Raw genomic sequence first — 19,236 nt, forward strand, 5'->3', positions numbered from 1 at the left:
GTCTTACTCCGGTAAATTTTCTTTTAAAGTTTTAACAAATTTCGCATCAAGGCTGTTTATATCAGGAAGTTTCACTCTTGCTCTTAGGTATAAATCGCCGTAAATTCCGCTTTTTCTGTTTTGAACACCATAGCCTTTTAGACGAATTTTAGTTCCTGTTTTTGAGTTTTCGGCGATCTTTATCGTAACGTCTTTTTTAAATGTGCTAACCTCTATCTTGCCGCCAAACATCATTGTTTTTAAAGGGATTTCGATATCTTTATAAAGATCATCACCGTCTCTTTCGTATTCGCTACTTGGCTCGATATTTACGGTTAATATAAGGTCGCCAACCTGTCTTGATGCACTTTTTCCTTTGCCTTTTATACGCAACTTTTCGCCGTTATTTATGCCGCTTGGAATTTTTATCTTAAGGCTATCACCGTTAAGGTTTATCCTATGCTCTCCTCCGATAACGGCTACTTCAAACGGGATATTGACTTTTGCGTTTATATCAAGATCTAAGCCACCAAATCCGCCAAATCCATCACTTGAAAATCCGCCAAATCCACCACTAAAGCTAGATCCGCCAAATCCTCCGGAGAAGATATTCTTTAAAATTTCGTTTAGATCCGCACTATTTGCCGAACCTCTAGCAAAGTCGTGGAAATTTTGTCCGCCAAACATACTGTCGCCGTATTGGTCGTATTGAGCGCGTTTTTTATCATCACTTAAAATTTCATAAGCAGCATTTATCTCTTTAAATTTATCTTCTGCACCAGGATCTTTGTTTATGTCCGGGTGGTATTTTCTAGCTAGTCTTCTGTATGATTTTTTAATTTCATCACTAGATGCATTTTTAGAAACCCCTAGTGTCTCGTATAAGCTCTCACTCATTGCATTACCTCTTTATTTTTTGATAGATATTGTAGCATAAAACTTTAGTCTAAGTCAATCAAGTTTCGTCTCATTTACTTATATCTTGGAAGTATTAAAATTTTATTATTAAGTAGAATTTATAATACTCAAAATTAATCATAAGGAGTATTGATGAAAAAAATGATATTTATTTCCCTTGTGGCAGCGACTTCTATCTTTGCAAGCAATATTGCATTTAATGAAGCACAGACAGAGGTTAGCAGAATTTCGCCATTGCAAGATGGTAAAAATATAATACTTTCATACCATGACTCGATATCAGGTGCTAAAAAATCAGTCGTAAATATCTCTACAACAAAGATTATAACAGTGCAAAATGGCGTTGAGCAGATGTTTAATGATCCGTTTTTTAAAGAATTTTTTGGTTTTAACTTTGGTATCCCAAAAGATCGCGAAAAAAGCACATCTTTAGGCTCCGGAGTTATCATCTCTCAAGATGGTTACATAGTGACAAACAACCACGTCATAGAAGATAGTGATCAGATCGTAGTCACCATGACAAAAGGCGGAAAAGAGTATAAAGCAAAAGTCGTAGGCAGCGATCCTAAGACTGACCTTGCTGTTATAAAGATAGAGGCAACCGATCTTGATGCGATATATTTTGCAGACTCCTCAAAACTGCTTGACGGGGATATCGTCTTTGCTATAGGTAATCCCTTTGGTGTTGGAGAGAGTGTGACAAAGGGTATAATTTCCGCTTTAAATAAAGACAATATCGGCTTAAATCAATACGAGAATTTTATCCAAACAGACGCTTCGATAAATCCAGGCAACTCAGGTGGTGCGTTGGTTGATAGTAGAGGCGCGCTTGTCGGCATCAACTCAGCCATACTTTCACGTGGTGGAGATAGCAGTGGTATAGGGTTTGCGATACCTTCAAATATGGTAAAAGAGATAGCTAAAAAGCTAATTACCGACGGTAAAATAGAACGTGGATACATCGGCGTGATGATAGCAAATTTAACTGATGATCAAAAAGAAATTTATAAAAATAAATCAGGCGCATTAATCAGCAGTGTAGAAAAAGGACTACCGGCTGACGAGGCTGGGCTAAAGCGAGGCGACTTAGTTATAGAAGCCGATGGGAAACCTATAACTAATGCAAATGATCTTAAAAATTTCATCGGTTCGCTCGCTCCAAACAGCACATTAAAATTAACTTACGAGCGCTCAGGTAAACTATCAAGCGTTCAGATCAAGCTTACAAATATGGACATAAGCGTAAAAGCCCATAATGATAATTCTGTGATTGAAGGGCTTGGGGTTACAAATTTAACTGATGATGCAAGATATAAATTTAAACTCGGTGCAGATAGCATGGGAGTTTTGGTAAGTAGTGTAAAGCAAGGCTCAAAGGCTGAAGAATTTGGCTTTGAAAGAGGCGATATCATAGTGCAAGTCGGCGAAGAGATAATTAAAGACGTCGCGTCGTTTGTGCAGATAATGAAACAAAATAGCGGCAAAAAGACGCTTGTGTGGGTTAATAGAAGAGGTATCATGCAGGGATTGGTTGTAAAATAATAAGGCTTTAGCCCGTATTTACGGGCTTTATCGTTTTAAATTTTAAAATTTTTGATATAATGAATATCACAAAGATTTAAAAAAGGGCTTTTTATGATACGAATTCTTATGATTGAAGATGATTTTGAATTAGCTGAAATTTTAAGCGAATATTTACATAATTACGACATGGAAGTTACGATAGCCGAAGAGCCTTATATCGGACTTTCCACTCTTAATACAAATTCCTTTGACCTTGTTATACTTGATCTTACTCTGCCCGGACTTGACGGACTTGAAGTTTGCAAAGAGATAAGAAAACAACATAATATCCCGATCATAATCTCAAGCGCTCGCCATGATATAACAGATAAAGTCAATGCGCTAGATAACGGAGCGGATGATTATTTGCCAAAGCCTTATGATCCGCAAGAGCTACTTGCCCGCATAAAAAGTCATCTTAGAAGACAAAATGCTAGTTTAAATGAAGAAAACAACAAAGAGACACCAAAAGATCTTGTTCTAAAAGAGTATGAGCATGAGATATTATTTAAGGGAAGTGTTGTAAATTTAACAGCTGCCGAGTATGATATCTTGAGATATTTGATGTTAAAAGAGGGTGGTGCGGTTACTAGAGAAGAGCTGATTTATAACTGTGAAAGCATCAATGAAGATAGCACTAACAAAAGTATAGACGTTATAATCGGACGCATACGTGCAAAAATTGGCGAAAATCCAAAAGAGCCAAGATATATACATGCTATACGTGGCGTCGGATACAAGTTAATTTTATGATGCCTCGTTCTTCTGTTTTTATCACGATTACTTTTATATTTGCTCTTGCGCTTAGTTCGATATTTCTTGCTTTTTTATGGTTGATGGAATATGACAAGCAAAACTATACAAGAGAGCTAAATACTAAATACTCAAATGTGGCTAGAACAAATTTATTTTACATGAGTGGTATTATCGACAAGGATGAATTTGATAGACAACTTAGTAATGTTGATATGCCTGAGATAGTAAATGAAAATTTAAAGTCGCAAATTTTATCTCAAGCAAGTGTGATTGAAGAAATTTCTGATGACATTGGCTCGAGTGCGATCTTGCTTTATGAAAAACACCACTATCTTATGATGCGACATCTTGATGAAACCAAACTTTTGATGGACAAGGAATTTCAGCCATATAGATATCAGGTTATAAAGGCTGTTTTTATCGTTGTTGCTATGATTTTGCTTGGCGCTTATATATTTGTTATTTACAAGATAAAACCGTTAAGAAAGCTAAAACGACAAATAACAAAATTTGCCGCCGGAGATCTCAGTGCTGTGCAAAATGTTAGTAGCGGAAATGATGAAATTTCAGAAGTTTCAGAAGCATTTTATAATGCAGTTAGTCAGATAAAAGCTCTAAATGACTCAAGGCATTTGTTTTTAAGAAATATCATGCACGAGCTAAAAACCCCTATAACCAAAGGTTTAATCGCTGCTCAAATGATAGAAAAAGGTAAAAATCAAGATCGCTTGATCTCGGTTTTTCATAAGCTAGAAAGTCTTATAAACGAACTAGCCGCGATCGAACAGACGACCTCTAAAATAGCACTTGCAAATAAAAATGTCTGCTTGATGCAAGATCTTATCGACGAGGCTTTAGATATAGCGATGGTTGAAAAAGATAGCGTTAGTATAAATTTTATTGATGATGTAAGGCTTATGGTTGACTTTAAGCTTTTTTCGGTTGCCATAAAAAATATGGTCGATAACGGACTTAAATACTCTCCCGAAAAGCACGTAAATATCGTTGTCAGTAAAGAGCATATCAAATTTGTCACAAAAGGTGAAGCTTTAAAAAATGATCTAAATTTTTATATTCAGCCTTTTATAAAAGGCGAAAATGCTCAAAAAAGTTTTGGTCTTGGACTTTATATAGTTAGCAATATTCTTGAAGCGCATGGGTTAAAACTACACTACGAACATAAAAATGGATTAAATATCTTCTCATTTGAGAATTTAAAAGACATAATTAACTAAAATAAAATAAATTTTAAAGGACACGGTATGGCGGCTAAAGAATTCGCCTCTATAGATATACTTTCGCTTGTTGATCTTGAGATCGCCATTATAGAAAGATATAACGACACTATGAATGGGTCAAATCAACTTTCCATTATATATTTTTGCATACCAAACGGTTATGAATACGGTGAAATTTTTGAAAAAATTTTAAGAAGAACAGATGTTGTTATAAAAGAGGGTGATCACTATATCGCAGTGCTTTATCATACTGATAAAAATGGTGCAGCTGTGGTTTTAAGCGGTATACAAGAATTTTTAAACTCAGAGCCAATTGATGTGATAATCACTTATCCAAAAGATGGCAAGACTGGCAAAGAGTTGATCGCTAAGCTTCAAGATGAGATAAAAGATAACTACGGGGTTATTTTAAAATGCCTAAATACCGAAGAGGCATTTGATATATTTGAAGAGAGATTATAAAATTTAAAGTCGGAGCTTAAATGGAAAATTTATTGTTATTTTTTGCGATCTTGCTGCTAGCAAGTATACTTATAAGTAAAATTTCTGATAAATTTGGCATACCCGCTCTTTTGGTTTTTTTAGGTGTCGGCATGCTTGCAGGTTCCGAAGGCTTGCTTGGTGTGCATTTTGATAATCAAATCATAGCCCAAAACGTAGGCATGCTCGCTCTTATATTTATACTTTATGCAGGAGGGCTTGATACAAATTTTTCCTCTATAAAGCCGGTATTTTCAAGAGGACTTACTCTTGCTACGATTGGTGTCATACTTACTGCTTTTGCAGTAGCGCCGATGGCTAAAATTCTGCTCGGATTTAGTTGGCTTGAGTCTCTTTTACTAGGAGCCGTCATATCATCAACTGACGCAGCTGCGGTGTTTGCTATACTTCGTGCAAAGAAAATTTCACTTAAAAATAACCTGGCCCCTCTTATAGAATTTGAGTCTGGCTCAAACGATCCAATGGCGATATTTTTAACGATGAATATCATTCAGATAATATCCATTTCACAAATTCCTTCTCCGGTTGATTGGTTGAGTGTTTTGGGTATGCAGTTTGGTATAGGTATAGCTCTTGGGTATTTGTTCGGACTAGCGTTACCTTCGATATTTAACAGACTGAGACTAAGCAACTGGGGTATGTATCCGGTATTTTCGATGGCTTGGATACTGCTTTTGTATACGCTTTGCTTTAAGATAGGCGGCAATGGTTACTTGGCAGTTTATATTGCGGGTATTTTTATAAACAAAAGGGATTTTGTCCATAAGAAAAATTTGATCGGCTTTCATGATGGTATAGCGTGGGCTATGCAGATAGTGGTATTTTTAACACTAGGTCTTCTTGTATTTCCTTCGCAGCTTCCAGAAATAGCGCTTATGGCATTTGTGCTATCTTTATGGCTGACTTTTATAGCTCGTCCGGTAGGTGTTTTTGTATCGCTTATCGGCTCTAAATTTAACTTTAATGAAAAGCTTTTTGTTTCATGGGTGGGGCTTAGAGGAGTTGTGCCTATCATCCTTGCTACATACACATATGTAGAAAATATCCCTAATGCAAACATTATATTTAACATCGTCTTTTTTATGGTGCTTACTTCTATTTGTATGCAAGGTATGTCCATAGGCTACGCTGCGACTAAATTTAATGTTAGGCTAGATGAGGCTCAAGAAGAAAACGCCAAAGTAGAAAACTCGCCTATCTTAACTTACGCACTTCGTCAATACACTATAAATTTAGGGGCAAAAGTTATAGGTAAAAACTTGGCGGAGGTTAGTTTGCCAAGTGAATTTTTGATCATCCTTGTTAAGCGTAAAAATGAGTATTTAAAGCCTACTGGTTCTTATATATTTAACGAGGGGGATTTGTTGTTGGTTCAGTGTGAAAATCACGCTTTATATCAAGACACCATAAAGGCTCTTGTCGGATAAGGGTCAAAAAGACCCTTTGAAATTTATGCGTTACCTAAGGCCTGCTTTATATCTTCTATTAAGTCATTGGCATCTTCTATGCCTATGCTTAGGCGTATACTTCCTGCTCCTACACCTACTTTTTCAAGCTCTTCCTCGCTAAGTTGCGAGTGTGTAGTGCTTGCTGGGTGGGTGATTAGTGATTTGGTATCGCCGATATTTACGACTATACTAAAAATTTTGGTGCTGTTTATAACGCGAGTGGCAGCTTCTTTACTGCTAAGGTCAAAGCTTATAAGACCGCTTGCAAGCCCGTCTTTTAGATATCTTTGTGCTTTATCGTAAAACGGATCATTTTTAAGACCAGGGTAATTTACTGACTTTACTTTTGGATGTGTATTTAAAAATTCTGCGATCTTTTGTGCATTTTGACAGTGTTTTTGCATTCTTATGCTTAACGTTTCAAGACCTTGTATAAGCCCGTAAGCGCTACTTGGTGAAAGTGTTGCTCCGATATCTCTCATCAATGAAAGCCTAATACGTAATGTAAAAATATCAAAATTTGCAGCCAATGTGCCATAAACAAGACCATGATAGCTTTCGTCCGGTTCGTTAAAGTGCGGGTATCTTGGATTGTTTACAAGTAGGCTATTTAGCTCTTTTGAACTAACTATCATGCCGCCCATTACATTTCCTTGACCACCTATGTATTTTGTGGCGCTATAAAGTGTCACGTCTACGCCATGCTTGAAAGCTTCAAATAAAACCGGAGTGGCAACCGTATTATCGGCAATGGTTACGATTTTGTGTTTTTTTGCGATTTTTGTTATTTTCTCGATATCTGGTATGGCTATTTGCGGGTTTGAAAGACTTTCAAAAAATATAGCTCTAGTATTTTCGTCTATTAAACTTTCAAGTTCGTCTGCGTTGTCAGAGTCAAAAGGTCTAGCGTTTATACCAAAGCGTTTCATCGTATGAGTGATAAGTGTGCTTGAGCCACCATAGATCTTTTTTGCTACTATGACGTTATCTCCAACTTGTGCTAAATTTGCTAATGCAAAAAAAGTAGCCGCTTGTCCGCTTGAGGTGCTAATGGCAGCCGCTCCCTTATCAAGAGTAGCAAAACGTGTCTCTAGTATATCAAGAGTAGGGTTTGTAAGACGCGAATAAATGGGTCCAAACTCCGCTAGACAAAAACGATTTGCCGCGATTTGAGCTGTGCCAAAGTCAAATGCCGTAGCTGAATATATCGGTACTGACATAGCTCCAACGCCTGTTTTTGTATCATATCCCGCATGTGTAGCAATGGTTTCTTGATTCATTGACTCTCCTTTTTGATTGAATTTTGTCGATTTTATAAGACAATAATAAATAAAATAGTAATAAAGTAAACATTGCATAAATTTTATAAAATTTTTGCAAAAACCTTGCTATAATCACACAAATTTAAAGAGGAAATATGAATTTTATAGATGAAAAAGCAAAGCGTGTAAAATATCTGCGAGCATTGGAGAAATTTGCTAAATTTGCAACATCTTCATTAAAAAGAGATGATTTTGATGAAGAAGCCTTTCGTGCTAGAGTGGCTAAAAATGCCGAGATTATCTCAAAAGTTGAGAGTGTTTATCTTGATCAGCCATACACAAAAGCGCTTGAAGAATTTATAAATTTACTTATAACAAATGCAAAAAAAGACGAACTTCTAAAAAGTGCAAATGCTCTTGATAGGCTTAGAAAGTCAAAAACATATAAAAAAGATAAACATAAAAATAAATTTAAGGATGAGGATTGAAGACGATAATATTTGATATGGACGGCACGATAATAGACAGCTCTATCGCCATAGAAAAAACAGTAAACGAAGTAAGAGAGCAGATGAATTTGGCGCCTCTTGAAGCAGACTTTATTATAAAAGTCATAAATGAACCAGGTAGAAATTTAGGACTTGATTTTTACGGCATAGATAGACCAAGTGCGAGTTTAAAAGAGGGATTTGAGGAGAAATTTAAAAAGTATTACGACCTTTATGCGGTTTGTTACAATGGCATAGACGAGCTTTTAAATTTATGTAAGAATGAAAATTTTAAAGTTGTTCTAGCGTCTAATGCACCTCAAAATACTCTTGAAGCCATCCTTAAAAAATGTGAAATTTATGAAATTTTTGATGAAATTATAGGGGCTAGTGAGTATATACCGCAAAAGCCTGACCCTACTATGCTTCTTCTTGCTTGCGAGCGCGTTGGTGCTAGTCGTGCGATGTTTGTCGGCGATAGCATGAAAGATGAACTTGCCGCAAAAAACGCTAAAATGCCATACATGCAAGTTAGCTGGGGATTTGGTAAAAAAAGTCAAAGCGCAGAATTTAATGCTTCAAGCATAAAAGAGGCATGGGCGCTTATATCGGAGTTTTAAGCGTATTAATCAAATTTTTTTTAGCTTTATTTGGCTATAATTAAATATTTTAAATAGAAAGAAGTGTATGCAAGATATATTTGATGGTTCTTTGAGAGATAAATTTTTTGAAATTTTATTTTATGCTGATAAAAATATCGTTTCAAATGAACTTGATAAAATTTTTGAAGAGTTGATCGCTATGCGTGAAATTTGCGAACAAAAAGGTATCTCAAACACTGAAATTCTATCTTTCAAATCAACAAATCCACAAGGCTTGCAAGATGGATTAAATGACCTTTATATCGGGTTAAGTGGAGAAATTTTAAGTCAAAATGAATAAAATTTTTCTTGGATTGTTTGTTTTTATAAATTTTGCTTTTGCCGGTGCTGCGAATTTTAACCCAACTTATGAATTTGAACTCAAAAAAGATCAGTGGGCACGTGTTTTTATAACAGAAAAAGCCACTCAAAAAAGAGATAGTTTTGACTTTCGTTGGACTCTTTTTGATAGCACAAATATCATCGTGCAAAGCTTTTTTCGAAGATATCCGCGTCATATGACGATGTCGCTTAGGCTCGGACATGATACATATATGCAGCGCATTATACCTGACTTTACAAGACCGACGAATGATAGTGTAAAGCTGTATCTTTCGTTTATAAAATTTGAAAATAAAAAAGCAACGTTTAAAGTAAACATACTTGATGAAGAGAAGCGCATAGATGTCGAATTTATCGACCCTTTGCAATCACAACAATAAGGCGAATAATGGATAAAATAGATAAAATAATGGCAGAATTTATACAAGAGCTGGGATACGAAAAGGCTATGGAGATGTTTAAATGTGTCAGCTCTGGCAAAAAACTCCGCTCCAAGTTACTTTTAAAGATAGCAAACGAAGATGAAAATGTCTTAAAACTTTGTGCAATAATTGAACTTATTCATCTTGCTAGTTTACTACATGATGACGTTATAGACGATGCGGATACAAGACGCGGTAAACCAAGTATAAATTCGCTTTTTGGAGTTAAAAATTCAATAATGCTAGGCGATATATTTTACTCAAAAGGCTTTTACGAGCTTAGCAATTTTAGTCCCAACATTGCCAAAGAAGTTTCATTTGCTGTAAGCAGACTAAGTATAGGTGAGCTTATGGATGTTGAACTTGGCGGTAAATTTAACTTTGAAAAACAAAAATACATGGATATGATTTACTATAAAACCGCTGTTTTGATAGAAGCGACTGCAGCTTGCGGGGCGATGATGGCTGGTCTTAATGTGGATAAATTTAGAATTTACGGCAAAAATTTAGGTCTTGCCTTTCAGATAATAGACGACGTGCTTGATATAACACAAGATAGCGCCACACTCGGCAAGCCCGCTATGAATGACTATAAAGAGGGTAAAACTACGCTACCTTATATTTATCTTTACGAAAATTTAAATAGCCAAGATAAAGAGTATCTAAAGTCGCTTCACGGCAAGGATTTGAATGAAAAAGAAAATTCTTGGATAAAAGATAAATTTAACGAATTTGGCTGTATAAAACGTGCCATAGATGAGGCTAAAACACTCTGTCAAGAGGCACTCGAAGCGATCAGTGAGTATAAAAATTTCGAGCTTGAAGGTATTATAAAAAGTATGATAGATAGGGAATTTTGATGCATTATTTAAGTATAAGCTTTACACATAAAAATACCGATATCGAAGTTAGAGAGAAGTTAGCCTTTGATAATGACGAGAAAAAAGAGCAAATTTTAAGACTTATAAAATCAAGCAAAGATATCGATGAGTGCATGGTCTTAAGCACATGTAATAGGGTTGAGGCGCTAACTTATGTAACTGATACAAAAACCGCAACAAACCACATCATAAGATGTATAGCCGTATTTTCGGGTGTTTTTGAAGATGAGCTTTTTGAAAGAGCCGATATTCATGAAGATAGTGGCGCGATACATCATCTTTTTTCAGTTGCTAGTTCGCTTGACAGCCTGGTTGTTGGCGAAACGCAGATAGTAGGTCAGCTAAAAGCCGCCTTTAAATTCGCCGTTGATAAACAAATGTGCTCAAACGGTATAAGCAAGGCGATACATTATGCTTGTAAATGCGCGGCAAAAGTTAGAAATGAAACACAAATTTCTAAAAATCCAATATCAGTTTCATCGGTCGCCGTCGCTAAAGCAAAGGAAATTTTTACAACGCTAGAAGGCAAAACCGCTATAGTCGTTGGTGCAGGAGAGATGGGAGAGCTTGCCGCAAAACATCTTATAGCAAATGGTGCAAATGTTATAATCATAAACCGCAGTACCGAGCGTGTAGAGGAGCTTGTTGATGAGCTTGGTGATAAGGCTAGTTGGGATAGCATACTAAAACTAAAAGAGTATATAAACAAATACGACCTGATCTTTTCAAGCACTTCGGCGCCGCATGCAGTCATAACAGGTGCTCTTATCGAGCCTTGTGAATTTAGAAGATATTTCTTTGATATAGCCGTTCCCAGAGATATAGATCTGGTAAATACCGACAAGATAAATGTCTACACGGTTGATAACCTAGAAGAGATCGTGATGAAAAATTTAGCTCTTCGTGAAGAGCAAGCGCAACTTGCTTACTCTATCGTTGGGCAAAGCACAAATGAATTTTTAAAATTTCTAAAAGATAACATAAGCATACCTGTTATCAAAGCTGTGCGCGAGCAAGCAAAAAATTGTGCTAAAAACGAGCTTGAAAAGGCGATAAAAAAAGGCTATTTGAAAAATAGCGATCACGATGAAGCACAACGCCTTATACATCAAGTATTTAAGGCGTTTTTGCATCTGCCTACAGTAAATTTAAAAACGATTTCAACCAGAAAAGACGCTCAAGATATTGCCGATGCTATGAAATTTGTCTTTGGTATCACTTCTGACGAGAACGAAAGTTTAAAAATAGATATGGAGAAAAATAATGAGATTTTCTAAATTTTATGCACCAACTACCAAAGAAGCGCCAAAAGACGCCAGCTTGCCAAGCCATGTATTTTTAGTTCGCGGTGGATTTGTCGAGCAAAATGGAGCAGGGCTTTACAACTATCTTCCTTTGGCACAACGTGTACTTAAGAAGATCGAATATGTAGTAAGAGAAGAGATGGATGCGGCAGGTGCATTAGAGATGACTTTTAGTGCAGTTACTAATGCCGAGCTTTGGAAGCAAAGCGGAAGATATGCAGTTTATGGCAAAGAGCTTTTGCGTTTTAAAGACAGAAAGGACAATGACTTTGTTATAAGTCCTACAAACGAAGAATCAGCCGTAGCAACAATGCGTGGAAAGCTAAACAGCTATAAAGACATGCCAAAAAATATCTATCAGATAAATACCAAATTTCGCGATGAAGCACGTCCTAGATTTGGAATTTTAAGAGGACGCGAATTTATAATGAAAGATGCGTATAGTTTTCATGCCGATACGCAAGATCTAAAGCGCGAATTTGACCTGATGGAGCGCACTTATTCTAAAATTTTTACCAGACTTAGTTTAAATTTCCGTGCAGTAGATGCCGATAGTGGCGCGATAGGCGGTAGCGGCAGTAAAGAATTTATGGTGCTTGCAAAAAACGGCGAAGATGATATACTTTGTTGCAAAGAGTGCTCTTATGCCGCAAACGTTGAGGCTGCGACTCGTGCACCAAAAACAACAAAAACACACTTACCGCAAGCCGATGCCAATAAATTTTATACTCCTGATACAAAAACCATAAAAGATATAGCGGAATTTTTTAAAGTAGATGAGTTTTATACGATAAAAGCAGTCATAAAAAAGGCTGTATATGAAGATAACTCAAAAATTGTCGTGTTTTTTATACGTGGCAATGACGAACTTCAGGATGTAAAGGCTCAAAATGCTTGTGGCGCACTTGAGATAGTTGACGCAAATGAAGACGAGATAGCCAATGCGGGTATTGTAGCTGGCTTTTGCGGACCTGTTGGCCTAAAAAATGTAGACTTTTACATAGATAATGAGCTTAGAGATAACACGCAGATGATTTGTGGTGCAAACGAAAAAGACTACCATTTTATAGGTGTTAGTGTTAGTAGCTTTAACGAAGATAGATTTAAAGACCTAGCAAGTGTTAGTGCAGGAGATAGATGTCCTCATTGTGGTGGTGAGCTTGAGCTTAGCAAAGGCATAGAGGTAGGACATATATTTCAACTAGGGGATAAGTACTCAAGCGCTATGAATGCTACATTTTTAGATCCTAATGGTAAAGCAAAGCCTTATGTTATGGGTTGCTATGGTATAGGCGTATCAAGACTCATGGCTGTAATGATAGAGCAAAGCCATGATGATAGGGGTTGTGTTTGGAAGAAAGAATGCGCTCCTTTTGATGCTGTTATAGTGCTTTCAAATTTTAAAGACGAAAGAGCTAGCCAGTATGCGAATGAGCTTTATGAAAGCGCTAAAAATGCAGGTATAGACGTTCTTTTTGATGATAGAAATGAGCGTTTTGGTGTTAAAATGAACGATTATGAGCTTATAGGTTGCCCGTTTGCGATAGTTGTTGGTAAAGGGCTTGAAAACGGAAAAGTAGAATTTATAGAGCGTAATGAACTTATTAAAACAGAGATAGAAGCCAAAGACGCGCTTGGGATGTTAAAAGAAAGATTATGCTAAGGATTACTTTTTTACCGTATTTGATAATAGAGCTTATTTTGGCTTATCTTTTTATCATTGCTTATGGTTTCTTTGCATTTTTTAGCGAGGTTATGATAAGTGGATTTATCGGGATATTGCTGATGTTTAGACTAGGCTTTGGCAATATCTTTTCTCAAAACAATATGCAAGATATGTTTGGCGGGTTAAAAATTTTTAACGCCATTAGTTTGGGGCTTGGCGGACTTTTGCTGTTTTTGCCGGGTCTTTTGACAGACGCGATAGGAATTTGTGTTATTATAGCCTCCTTTTTCTTTAAACCAAAGGTAGATAATACACAAAATTTTACGCATAATTATACGTATTATGAATTTAGTACCAAAAGCGAAGATAAAAATAACAGTGAAATAATTGATGTTGAAGTTGTTGACGAGCCTAAGTCTGTTCGCTAATCTTGCATTTGCAAGTGAAGCTTTGGAATTTATAAAGGCAAACTATCAGGCAAATGATAAAATTTTCGTAAAGTCAGTAAAAACGGCAAAGATTATAGAGCTTAGGGGTGGTTTTGAGGCTCATGTTTTTAATGTAAAATTCGAGTTTATACCGCTTAAAAAAGAGATGGAAAAAAGAGAAATTTTATTTATAAAAGATGGAATTTTTACGACAGATATTATAAATTTAAATACAAAAACAAGTATGAGAGACGAACTTTTGGGAGAAAAAGTAAGCATAACATACGAAAGGTTAAAAGATGAAAACACTCAAGATTGCAACTAGAAAAAGCATCCTTGCGATGTGGCAAAGCGAGCATATCAAAGACAGGTTAACTACGCAACATAAAGACTTAAACGTAGAGCTTGTCGGAATGAAAACAAAAGGTGACGTGATACTTGATACCCCGCTTGCTAAGATAGGCGGCAAAGGGCTTTTTACAAAAGAGCTTGAGGAGAGCATGTTACGTGGCGAGAGTGATATAGCTGTTCATAGCCTAAAAGATGTTCCGGTTGAATTTCCACAAGGTCTTGTTTTGGCGGCGATTTGTTCGCGTGAAGACGTAAGAGATGCGATGATAAGTGAAAAATACGCTACTTTCGATGAGCTTCCAAAAGGTGCAAAAGTCGGTACGACAAGCCTTCGCCGTCGCATGCAACTTCTTATAATGCGTCCTGATTTAGAGATCATTTCGCTTCGCGGAAACGTGCAAACAAGACTTAGAAAGCTAAAAGAGGGCGAATTTGATGCGATTATTTTGGCGATGGCGGGGATAAATCGCCTAAATATAAAAGACGAAGTAAAACATATCTATCCGTTTAGTTTATCTCAAATGATACCTGCCATGGGTCAAGGTGCACTAGGTATCGAGAGTGTGGAGAAAGATGAAATTTTAAAAGAGATAGAATTTTTAAACGATGAAAATTCTGTAATAGAAACAACTATCGAGCGTGCTTTTGTAGCTAGACTAAATGGTGGTTGTCAAGCTCCTATAGGCATTAGCGCAAAACTAAAAAATGATGAAATTTTTATAGAAGCTATCGTTGGAATGCCTGATGGAAGCGAGTTTTTAAGAGAAAAAACAGTCGTTAATAAAGATGAATACAAAAGCGCAGGAGAAAATTTTGCAAACGAATTTATAAAGCGTGGCGCAAAAGAGCTTCTAATGCGTGCTGAGGCTATGGCAAACGCCTTATAAATTTAAGTAAAGGGCTATCATGGAGAGTAATTACATTGAAATTTTAAGAAAAAACGACCTTTTAAGAGAGATAAGTGATTCTGTGGATATTGATCTTGAGATAGCGCATATTAGCTATATAGAGGTTAAAAAGCCAGACAGTAAAGCACTTCTTTTTACAAATGTAACTGATAAAAATGGCAAAAAATACCCACCGGTGCTTACAAATATCTTTGGCTCAAAGCGTGCGGTAGAGCTTATCTTAAAAGCACATCCGGATGCGATAGCAGATGAAATTTCAGCCCTTTTAAAACCCAAAAAACCAAAGAATTTTATGGAGAAGATTGACTTCATGAGTTATCTTTTTGGTTTAAGAAATGTCTTTACTAAAAGACTAAAAGAGCGCGGAGAGTGTCAAGATGTAGCGTATTTTGACGATGCGGTAAATTTAAATGATCTACCGGCTTTAAAGACTTGGGAGCTTGATGGCGGTGCTTTTATAACCATGGGACAGGTTTATACTCAAAGCTTAGACGGAGAGCTTCAAAATTTGGGTATGTATCGCTTGCAAGTTTATGATAAAAATCGTCTTGGTATGCACTGGCAGATACATAAAGACGGTGCAAATTTTTTTAATGAGTATAAGCGTGCCGGACGCAAAATGCCTGTATCTGTAGCGATCGGAGGCGATCCTCTTTATATATGGTGCGGTCAGGCGCCGCTTCCAAAGGGGATCTTTGAGCTACTTCTTTACGGTTTTATCCGTAAAAGTCCCGCAAGACTAGTCAAAAGCCTGACAAATGAAATTTATGTCCCACACGATGCAGATTTTGTGATCGAAGGGTTTGTGGATACGGATAAATTTGAGCTTGAAGGGCCTTTTGGCGACCATACGGGTTTTTACACACCGATCGAGCCATTTCCGGTGATGGATGTAACAGCGATAACGCACAAAAAAGAGCCTGTATTTCACGCAACGGTTGTTGGTAAGCCACCTTTGGAAGATAAGTATATGGGCTGGGCGACCGAGCGTATATTTTTACCGCTTTTGCGCACGACAGTTCCTGAGCTCATAGACTATAACATGCCTGAAAATGGTGTTTTTCATAATCTTATCTTAGCAAAACTTAATGCGATATATCCAGGACATGCCAAACAAGCTATGCACGCTTTTTGGGGAGTGGGACAGATGAGCTTTGTAAAGCATGCTATTTTTGTGGATCAAAACGCGCCCGGACTTGGAGATTATGAAGCGATTAGTGATCTTGTGTTAAACCGTTTTGGAGTAAAAAGCATTCTTATAAGCGAGGGAGTTTGCGACCAGCTTGATCACGCCTCACCAAATTCGTGCTATGGTGGAAAGCTTGGCATAGATGCGACAGTTGATTGTAGTGCTAACGCTCCAGTACTTTTAAGCGATAAAGAACTTTTGGATAAATTTCAAAGCGTGAGTAAGAAAATTTTAGAGCTAAAACAGTATAAAACAAACACTAAAAATCCGATCTGCGTTATAAAATTTGGTAAAAACGAGAACGTTTCGTCTATTTTCGAAAAGCTGCTTAAATTTAAAGAAAACTTTAGAATCCTTATCTTTGTTGGGGTTGAAAATCGCATAGAAAATGCCTATATGTTACTTTGGCGCGTTGTTAACAATATCGATGCCATGCGTGATATTTATATCAAAGATGGTGTTTTTTGTGTTGATGCAACAAGTAAAAATGAGCTTGAAGGCTATACAAGAGAGTGGCCAAAGCAGACGGATTGCACCAAAGATATTGTTTATGATCTTATAAAACGTGGCGTGATCAAGGATGAGCCGGAGTTATTTGAGAAATTTGAAATTTTTGGCTAAATTCTTTAAGTATGAATAAAGAGCAAGCGATAATCGATAAATTTACCAATTCCTATCTTGGTGATGACGGCGCTGTGGTCGGCAAATGGGTGTATAGTAAGGATTTGTTCGTAGAGGGCTCGCATTTTAAACGTGGTTGGCTAGAACTTGACGAAATAGCCTATAAAGCAATGATCGCAAATATCTCGGACGCTGTTGTCATGAATGCCGTGCCAAAGTTTGCACTTATCGGACTTGGTGTCCCAAAGAGCCTAAAAATGGAGCAAATTTCGCTTTTAAGGGACGGCTTTAAAAGAGCGTGCGATGAGTTTGGCGTAACGATAATCGGCGGCGATACGATAAGCTCGGATAAGATCATCATAAGCGTTACGATTATCTCGGAGTTAAACCCTCGGGCAGTACTGCGAAGCGGCGCTAAAGCGGGCGATCTGCTTGCATTTACAGGCAAGCTCGGAGATAGCCTAAATGGGTTAAAAGCCTTACTAAGAGGCGGGAGCATGGCTAGAAATTCGCGCTTTAAAAAGCCTGTTTTAAGGGATAGGTTTTTTTATCGCTCGGCTAAGCTGGTAAGCGCCGCGATGGATATCTCAGACGGGCTTGGTGCGGATCTAGCAAAGCTTTGCAAAGCAAGTGGGCTTGGCGTGAAATTTAGCAAAAAGCTAAGCAAAAGCGAGCTAAAAAGCGGGGAAGAGTATGAGATTTTATTTGCATTTGCCGCTAAAAATCGCAAAAAGATAGAAAATCTAGCCAAAAAGAGTCGGACTAAGATAACGATTTTTGCAAAAACAACAAAAGGAAGATATAAAAACAATGCAAGAGAACACCATTTTTAAGCCACTTTATGCGCTTACACATACGCCGATAAATGCCTATTTTAGCAAGAATTCAGATGATTTTGTTGTGCGTGAAATTCCGCTTTACGACTTTAGCGGCGAGGGCGAACACCTAGTCATCGAAATCTCTAAAAAAGATATGACGACACAAGAAGCCTTACGCGCGCTTAGCGACTTTTCGGGTGTAAAAATCAGGGAATTTGGCTATGCGGGGCTAAAGGATAAACAAGGAATGACTACGCAGTTTATCAGCCTACCACGTAAATTTGAGGAAAAAATCTCAAATTTTAGCCATGAAAAGATGAAAATTTTAAGCGCAAACGCACATAATAATAAGCTTAGAATTGGGCATTTAAAAGGCAATAGTTTTTTCATAAGGCTTAAAAAAGTTATGCCAAGTGAGGCGTCTAAGCTTGCTCAAGTGATAGATGCGATAGATAAAATGGGCTATGCGAACTACTTTGGCTATCAGCGTTTTGGCAAATTTGGCGATAATGCGGCGGGTGGGCTTGAGCTACTAAAGCACGGCACACTGGAGGGTAAGAAGTTAAAAAATCCAAAGATGAGCGATTTTTTGATCTCAGCTTTTCAAAGTGATCTTTTTAACCGCTGGCTTAGCAAACGTGTTGAAATTTCAAGGTTTGTGCAGGATTTTAGTCTAAAGGAGCTGGCTGAAATATATAAATTTATGAACGTGGATGAGTTAAAAAGTCTAAAAGAGCAAAAGCAATTTTTTAAGCTAATAAAGGGTGAGGTTTTAGGACGTTATCCATTTGGCAAGTGCTTTTTGTGTGAGGATTTAGAGGCTGAGACGGTTAGGTTTAACGCAAGAGATATTACAAGCTGCGGGCTGATAATCGGGCAAAAAGCCTATAAAAGCGAAGGCATGGCTAAAACTATCGAAGATGAAATCTTTGGCGAAGCGATGGAATTTGAAAACAAAATGAGCGGATCAAGGCGCTTTGCGTGGAGTTATTTAGAAAATGTAAGCCATAGATATAATGAAGAGAAGGCGCACTATACGATAGATTTTACCTTGCAAAAAGGGTCGTATGCGACAGTGGTGTTAGAAGAAATTCTTCATAAAAATATCTTTGAGTGATAATGGCTTGTTTTGTGAGTATTTTTCTTGTTTTTCAGACTCTGTAAAAAATGAGTTTGAATTTTTTGCTCTGTAACAGGCTACTTGCCTAGTCTTGATATAAAAATTTTTGCATTTCTGCTTTTGGTCATGAGTGTAGCAAAGCGGAGCATTTAAAGCTATCTCACGATACTTTATCGTTTATTTTTTTATTCATGCCTGCTAAATTTATGTCAACCATACGCGATCCATCTTAAAAGGTTGCTGTAGATATATGTTTATAAAATTTGCCAAGCCTTATTGCTGGCTTTTATCTAGTGTTTTAAATTTATCAACATTAAAATCATGCTTTAACTCTTGTTGGCTACATATGTATCCACGCGTTAAAACTGACAGTAACTTGCATTTAAAATGAT

Annotated in this window: 20 protein-coding genes; 18 read left to right on the plus strand and 2 right to left on the minus strand. The window is 37.0% G+C overall.

Annotated elements, in window-relative coordinates; translation table 11 throughout:
• Nucleotides 1–3: 3 nt before the first annotated feature.
• Complete coding sequence (locus CCAL5182_RS04720; protein ID WP_170000048.1) at nt 4–876, minus strand: DnaJ C-terminal domain-containing protein; 873 nt, start codon at nt 874–876, stop codon at nt 4–6.
• 153 nt (nt 877–1,029) lie between these two features.
• Between CCAL5182_RS04720 and CCAL5182_RS04725 the strand changes: the two genes are divergently transcribed.
• The 5 genes from CCAL5182_RS04725 to CCAL5182_RS04745 all read left to right on the plus strand — a co-directional run bounded on the left by CCAL5182_RS04725 (nt 1,030) and on the right by CCAL5182_RS04745 (nt 6,382).
• The gene (locus CCAL5182_RS04725) at nt 1,030–2,439 is read left to right on the plus strand and encodes a Do family serine endopeptidase (RefSeq protein ID WP_336610392.1); all 1,410 of its coding nucleotides are present in this window, start codon (nt 1,030–1,032) and stop codon (nt 2,437–2,439) included.
• 93 nt (nt 2,440–2,532) lie between these two features.
• A complete protein-coding gene (locus CCAL5182_RS04730; RefSeq protein ID WP_336610393.1) occupies nt 2,533–3,213 on the plus strand; it encodes a response regulator transcription factor in 681 nt (226 codons plus the stop codon).
• Nucleotides 3,213–4,451, plus strand: coding sequence for an ArsS family sensor histidine kinase (locus CCAL5182_RS04735; protein ID WP_336610403.1), 1,239 nt, complete (start codon nt 3,213–3,215; stop codon nt 4,449–4,451). Before CCAL5182_RS04730 ends, CCAL5182_RS04735 begins: the two co-directional genes overlap by 1 nt.
• A 27-nt stretch (nt 4,452–4,478) precedes the next feature.
• Nucleotides 4,479–4,916: a pyridoxal-5'-phosphate-dependent protein gene (locus CCAL5182_RS04740; RefSeq protein WP_169935677.1), complete on the plus strand. Its 438-nt coding sequence runs from the start codon at nt 4,479–4,481 to the stop codon at nt 4,914–4,916.
• Nucleotides 4,917–4,936: 20 nt separating this feature from the next.
• The gene (locus tag CCAL5182_RS04745) at nt 4,937–6,382 is read left to right on the plus strand and encodes a potassium/proton antiporter (protein WP_169971649.1); all 1,446 of its coding nucleotides are present in this window, start codon (nt 4,937–4,939) and stop codon (nt 6,380–6,382) included.
• A 23-nt stretch (nt 6,383–6,405) separates the two neighbouring features.
• Here the strand turns inward: CCAL5182_RS04745 and CCAL5182_RS04750 are convergent, their stop codons facing one another.
• Nucleotides 6,406–7,683: an O-acetylhomoserine aminocarboxypropyltransferase/cysteine synthase family protein gene (locus CCAL5182_RS04750; RefSeq protein ID WP_336610394.1), complete on the minus strand. Its 1,278-nt coding sequence runs from the start codon at nt 7,681–7,683 to the stop codon at nt 6,406–6,408.
• Nucleotides 7,684–7,820: 137 nt separating this feature from the next.
• On the opposite strand from CCAL5182_RS04750, the gene CCAL5182_RS04755 reads away from it, so the two are divergent.
• The 13 genes from CCAL5182_RS04755 (at nt 7,821) to truD (ending at nt 18,841) form a co-directional block, all read left to right on the plus strand.
• The gene (locus CCAL5182_RS04755; protein ID WP_169935683.1) at nt 7,821–8,153 is read left to right on the plus strand and encodes a hypothetical protein; all 333 of its coding nucleotides are present in this window, start codon (nt 7,821–7,823) and stop codon (nt 8,151–8,153) included.
• Nucleotides 8,150–8,773 carry an HAD family hydrolase gene (locus tag CCAL5182_RS04760; protein WP_336610395.1) on the plus strand — a complete coding sequence of 208 codons (624 nt, stop codon included), beginning with the start codon at nt 8,150–8,152 and terminating at the stop codon, nt 8,771–8,773. The genes CCAL5182_RS04755 and CCAL5182_RS04760 overlap by 4 nt, the downstream gene beginning before the upstream one ends.
• Before the next feature lie 67 nt (nt 8,774–8,840).
• Nucleotides 8,841–9,095 carry a DUF2018 family protein gene (locus tag CCAL5182_RS04765; protein WP_169935687.1) on the plus strand — a complete coding sequence of 85 codons (255 nt, stop codon included), beginning with the start codon at nt 8,841–8,843 and terminating at the stop codon, nt 9,093–9,095.
• Nucleotides 9,088–9,516 carry a hypothetical protein gene (locus tag CCAL5182_RS04770; protein WP_336610396.1) on the plus strand — a complete coding sequence of 143 codons (429 nt, stop codon included), beginning with the start codon at nt 9,088–9,090 and terminating at the stop codon, nt 9,514–9,516. The genes CCAL5182_RS04765 and CCAL5182_RS04770 overlap by 8 nt, the downstream gene beginning before the upstream one ends.
• Before the next feature lie 8 nt (nt 9,517–9,524).
• Nucleotides 9,525–10,418 carry a polyprenyl synthetase family protein gene (locus CCAL5182_RS04775; RefSeq protein WP_169935691.1) on the plus strand — a complete coding sequence of 298 codons (894 nt, stop codon included), beginning with the start codon at nt 9,525–9,527 and terminating at the stop codon, nt 10,416–10,418.
• Nucleotides 10,418–11,716: a glutamyl-tRNA reductase gene (hemA, locus tag CCAL5182_RS04780; protein ID WP_336610397.1), complete on the plus strand. Its 1,299-nt coding sequence runs from the start codon at nt 10,418–10,420 to the stop codon at nt 11,714–11,716. Before CCAL5182_RS04775 ends, hemA begins: the two co-directional genes overlap by 1 nt.
• Nucleotides 11,703–13,406 (plus strand): proline--tRNA ligase, encoded by a 1,704-nt coding sequence (locus tag CCAL5182_RS04785; RefSeq protein WP_336610398.1) that lies wholly within the window; start codon nt 11,703–11,705, stop codon nt 13,404–13,406. Before hemA ends, CCAL5182_RS04785 begins: the two co-directional genes overlap by 14 nt.
• Nucleotides 13,400–13,837, plus strand: a complete 438-nt coding sequence (locus CCAL5182_RS04790) for an FxsA family protein (RefSeq protein WP_169935697.1) — start codon at nt 13,400–13,402, stop codon at nt 13,835–13,837. The genes CCAL5182_RS04785 and CCAL5182_RS04790 overlap by 7 nt, the downstream gene beginning before the upstream one ends.
• Before the next feature lie 22 nt (nt 13,838–13,859).
• Entirely contained in the window at nt 13,860–14,162 is a 303-nt protein-coding gene (locus CCAL5182_RS04795; protein WP_336610399.1) for a hypothetical protein, read from the plus strand.
• On the plus strand, nt 14,137–15,075 hold the full coding sequence (gene hemC, locus CCAL5182_RS04800) for a hydroxymethylbilane synthase (protein ID WP_336610400.1): 939 nt from the start codon (nt 14,137–14,139) through the stop codon (nt 15,073–15,075). Before CCAL5182_RS04795 ends, hemC begins: the two co-directional genes overlap by 26 nt.
• Before the next feature lie 19 nt (nt 15,076–15,094).
• The gene (locus tag CCAL5182_RS04805) at nt 15,095–16,906 is read left to right on the plus strand and encodes a menaquinone biosynthesis decarboxylase (RefSeq protein WP_336610401.1); all 1,812 of its coding nucleotides are present in this window, start codon (nt 15,095–15,097) and stop codon (nt 16,904–16,906) included.
• An 11-nt stretch (nt 16,907–16,917) separates the two neighbouring features.
• Nucleotides 16,918–17,739: a thiamine-phosphate kinase gene (locus CCAL5182_RS04810; protein WP_336610402.1), complete on the plus strand. Its 822-nt coding sequence runs from the start codon at nt 16,918–16,920 to the stop codon at nt 17,737–17,739.
• Nucleotides 17,717–18,841 carry a tRNA pseudouridine(13) synthase TruD gene (gene truD / locus CCAL5182_RS04815; RefSeq protein ID WP_442862140.1) on the plus strand — a complete coding sequence of 375 codons (1,125 nt, stop codon included), beginning with the start codon at nt 17,717–17,719 and terminating at the stop codon, nt 18,839–18,841. Before CCAL5182_RS04810 ends, truD begins: the two co-directional genes overlap by 23 nt.
• The last annotated feature ends 395 nt before the right edge of the window (nt 18,842–19,236 follow it).

The sequence above is a fragment of the Campylobacter sp. 7477a genome (assembly GCF_014892335.1).
GTDB classification, from domain to species: Bacteria; Campylobacterota; Campylobacteria; order Campylobacterales; family Campylobacteraceae; genus Campylobacter_A; species Campylobacter_A californiensis.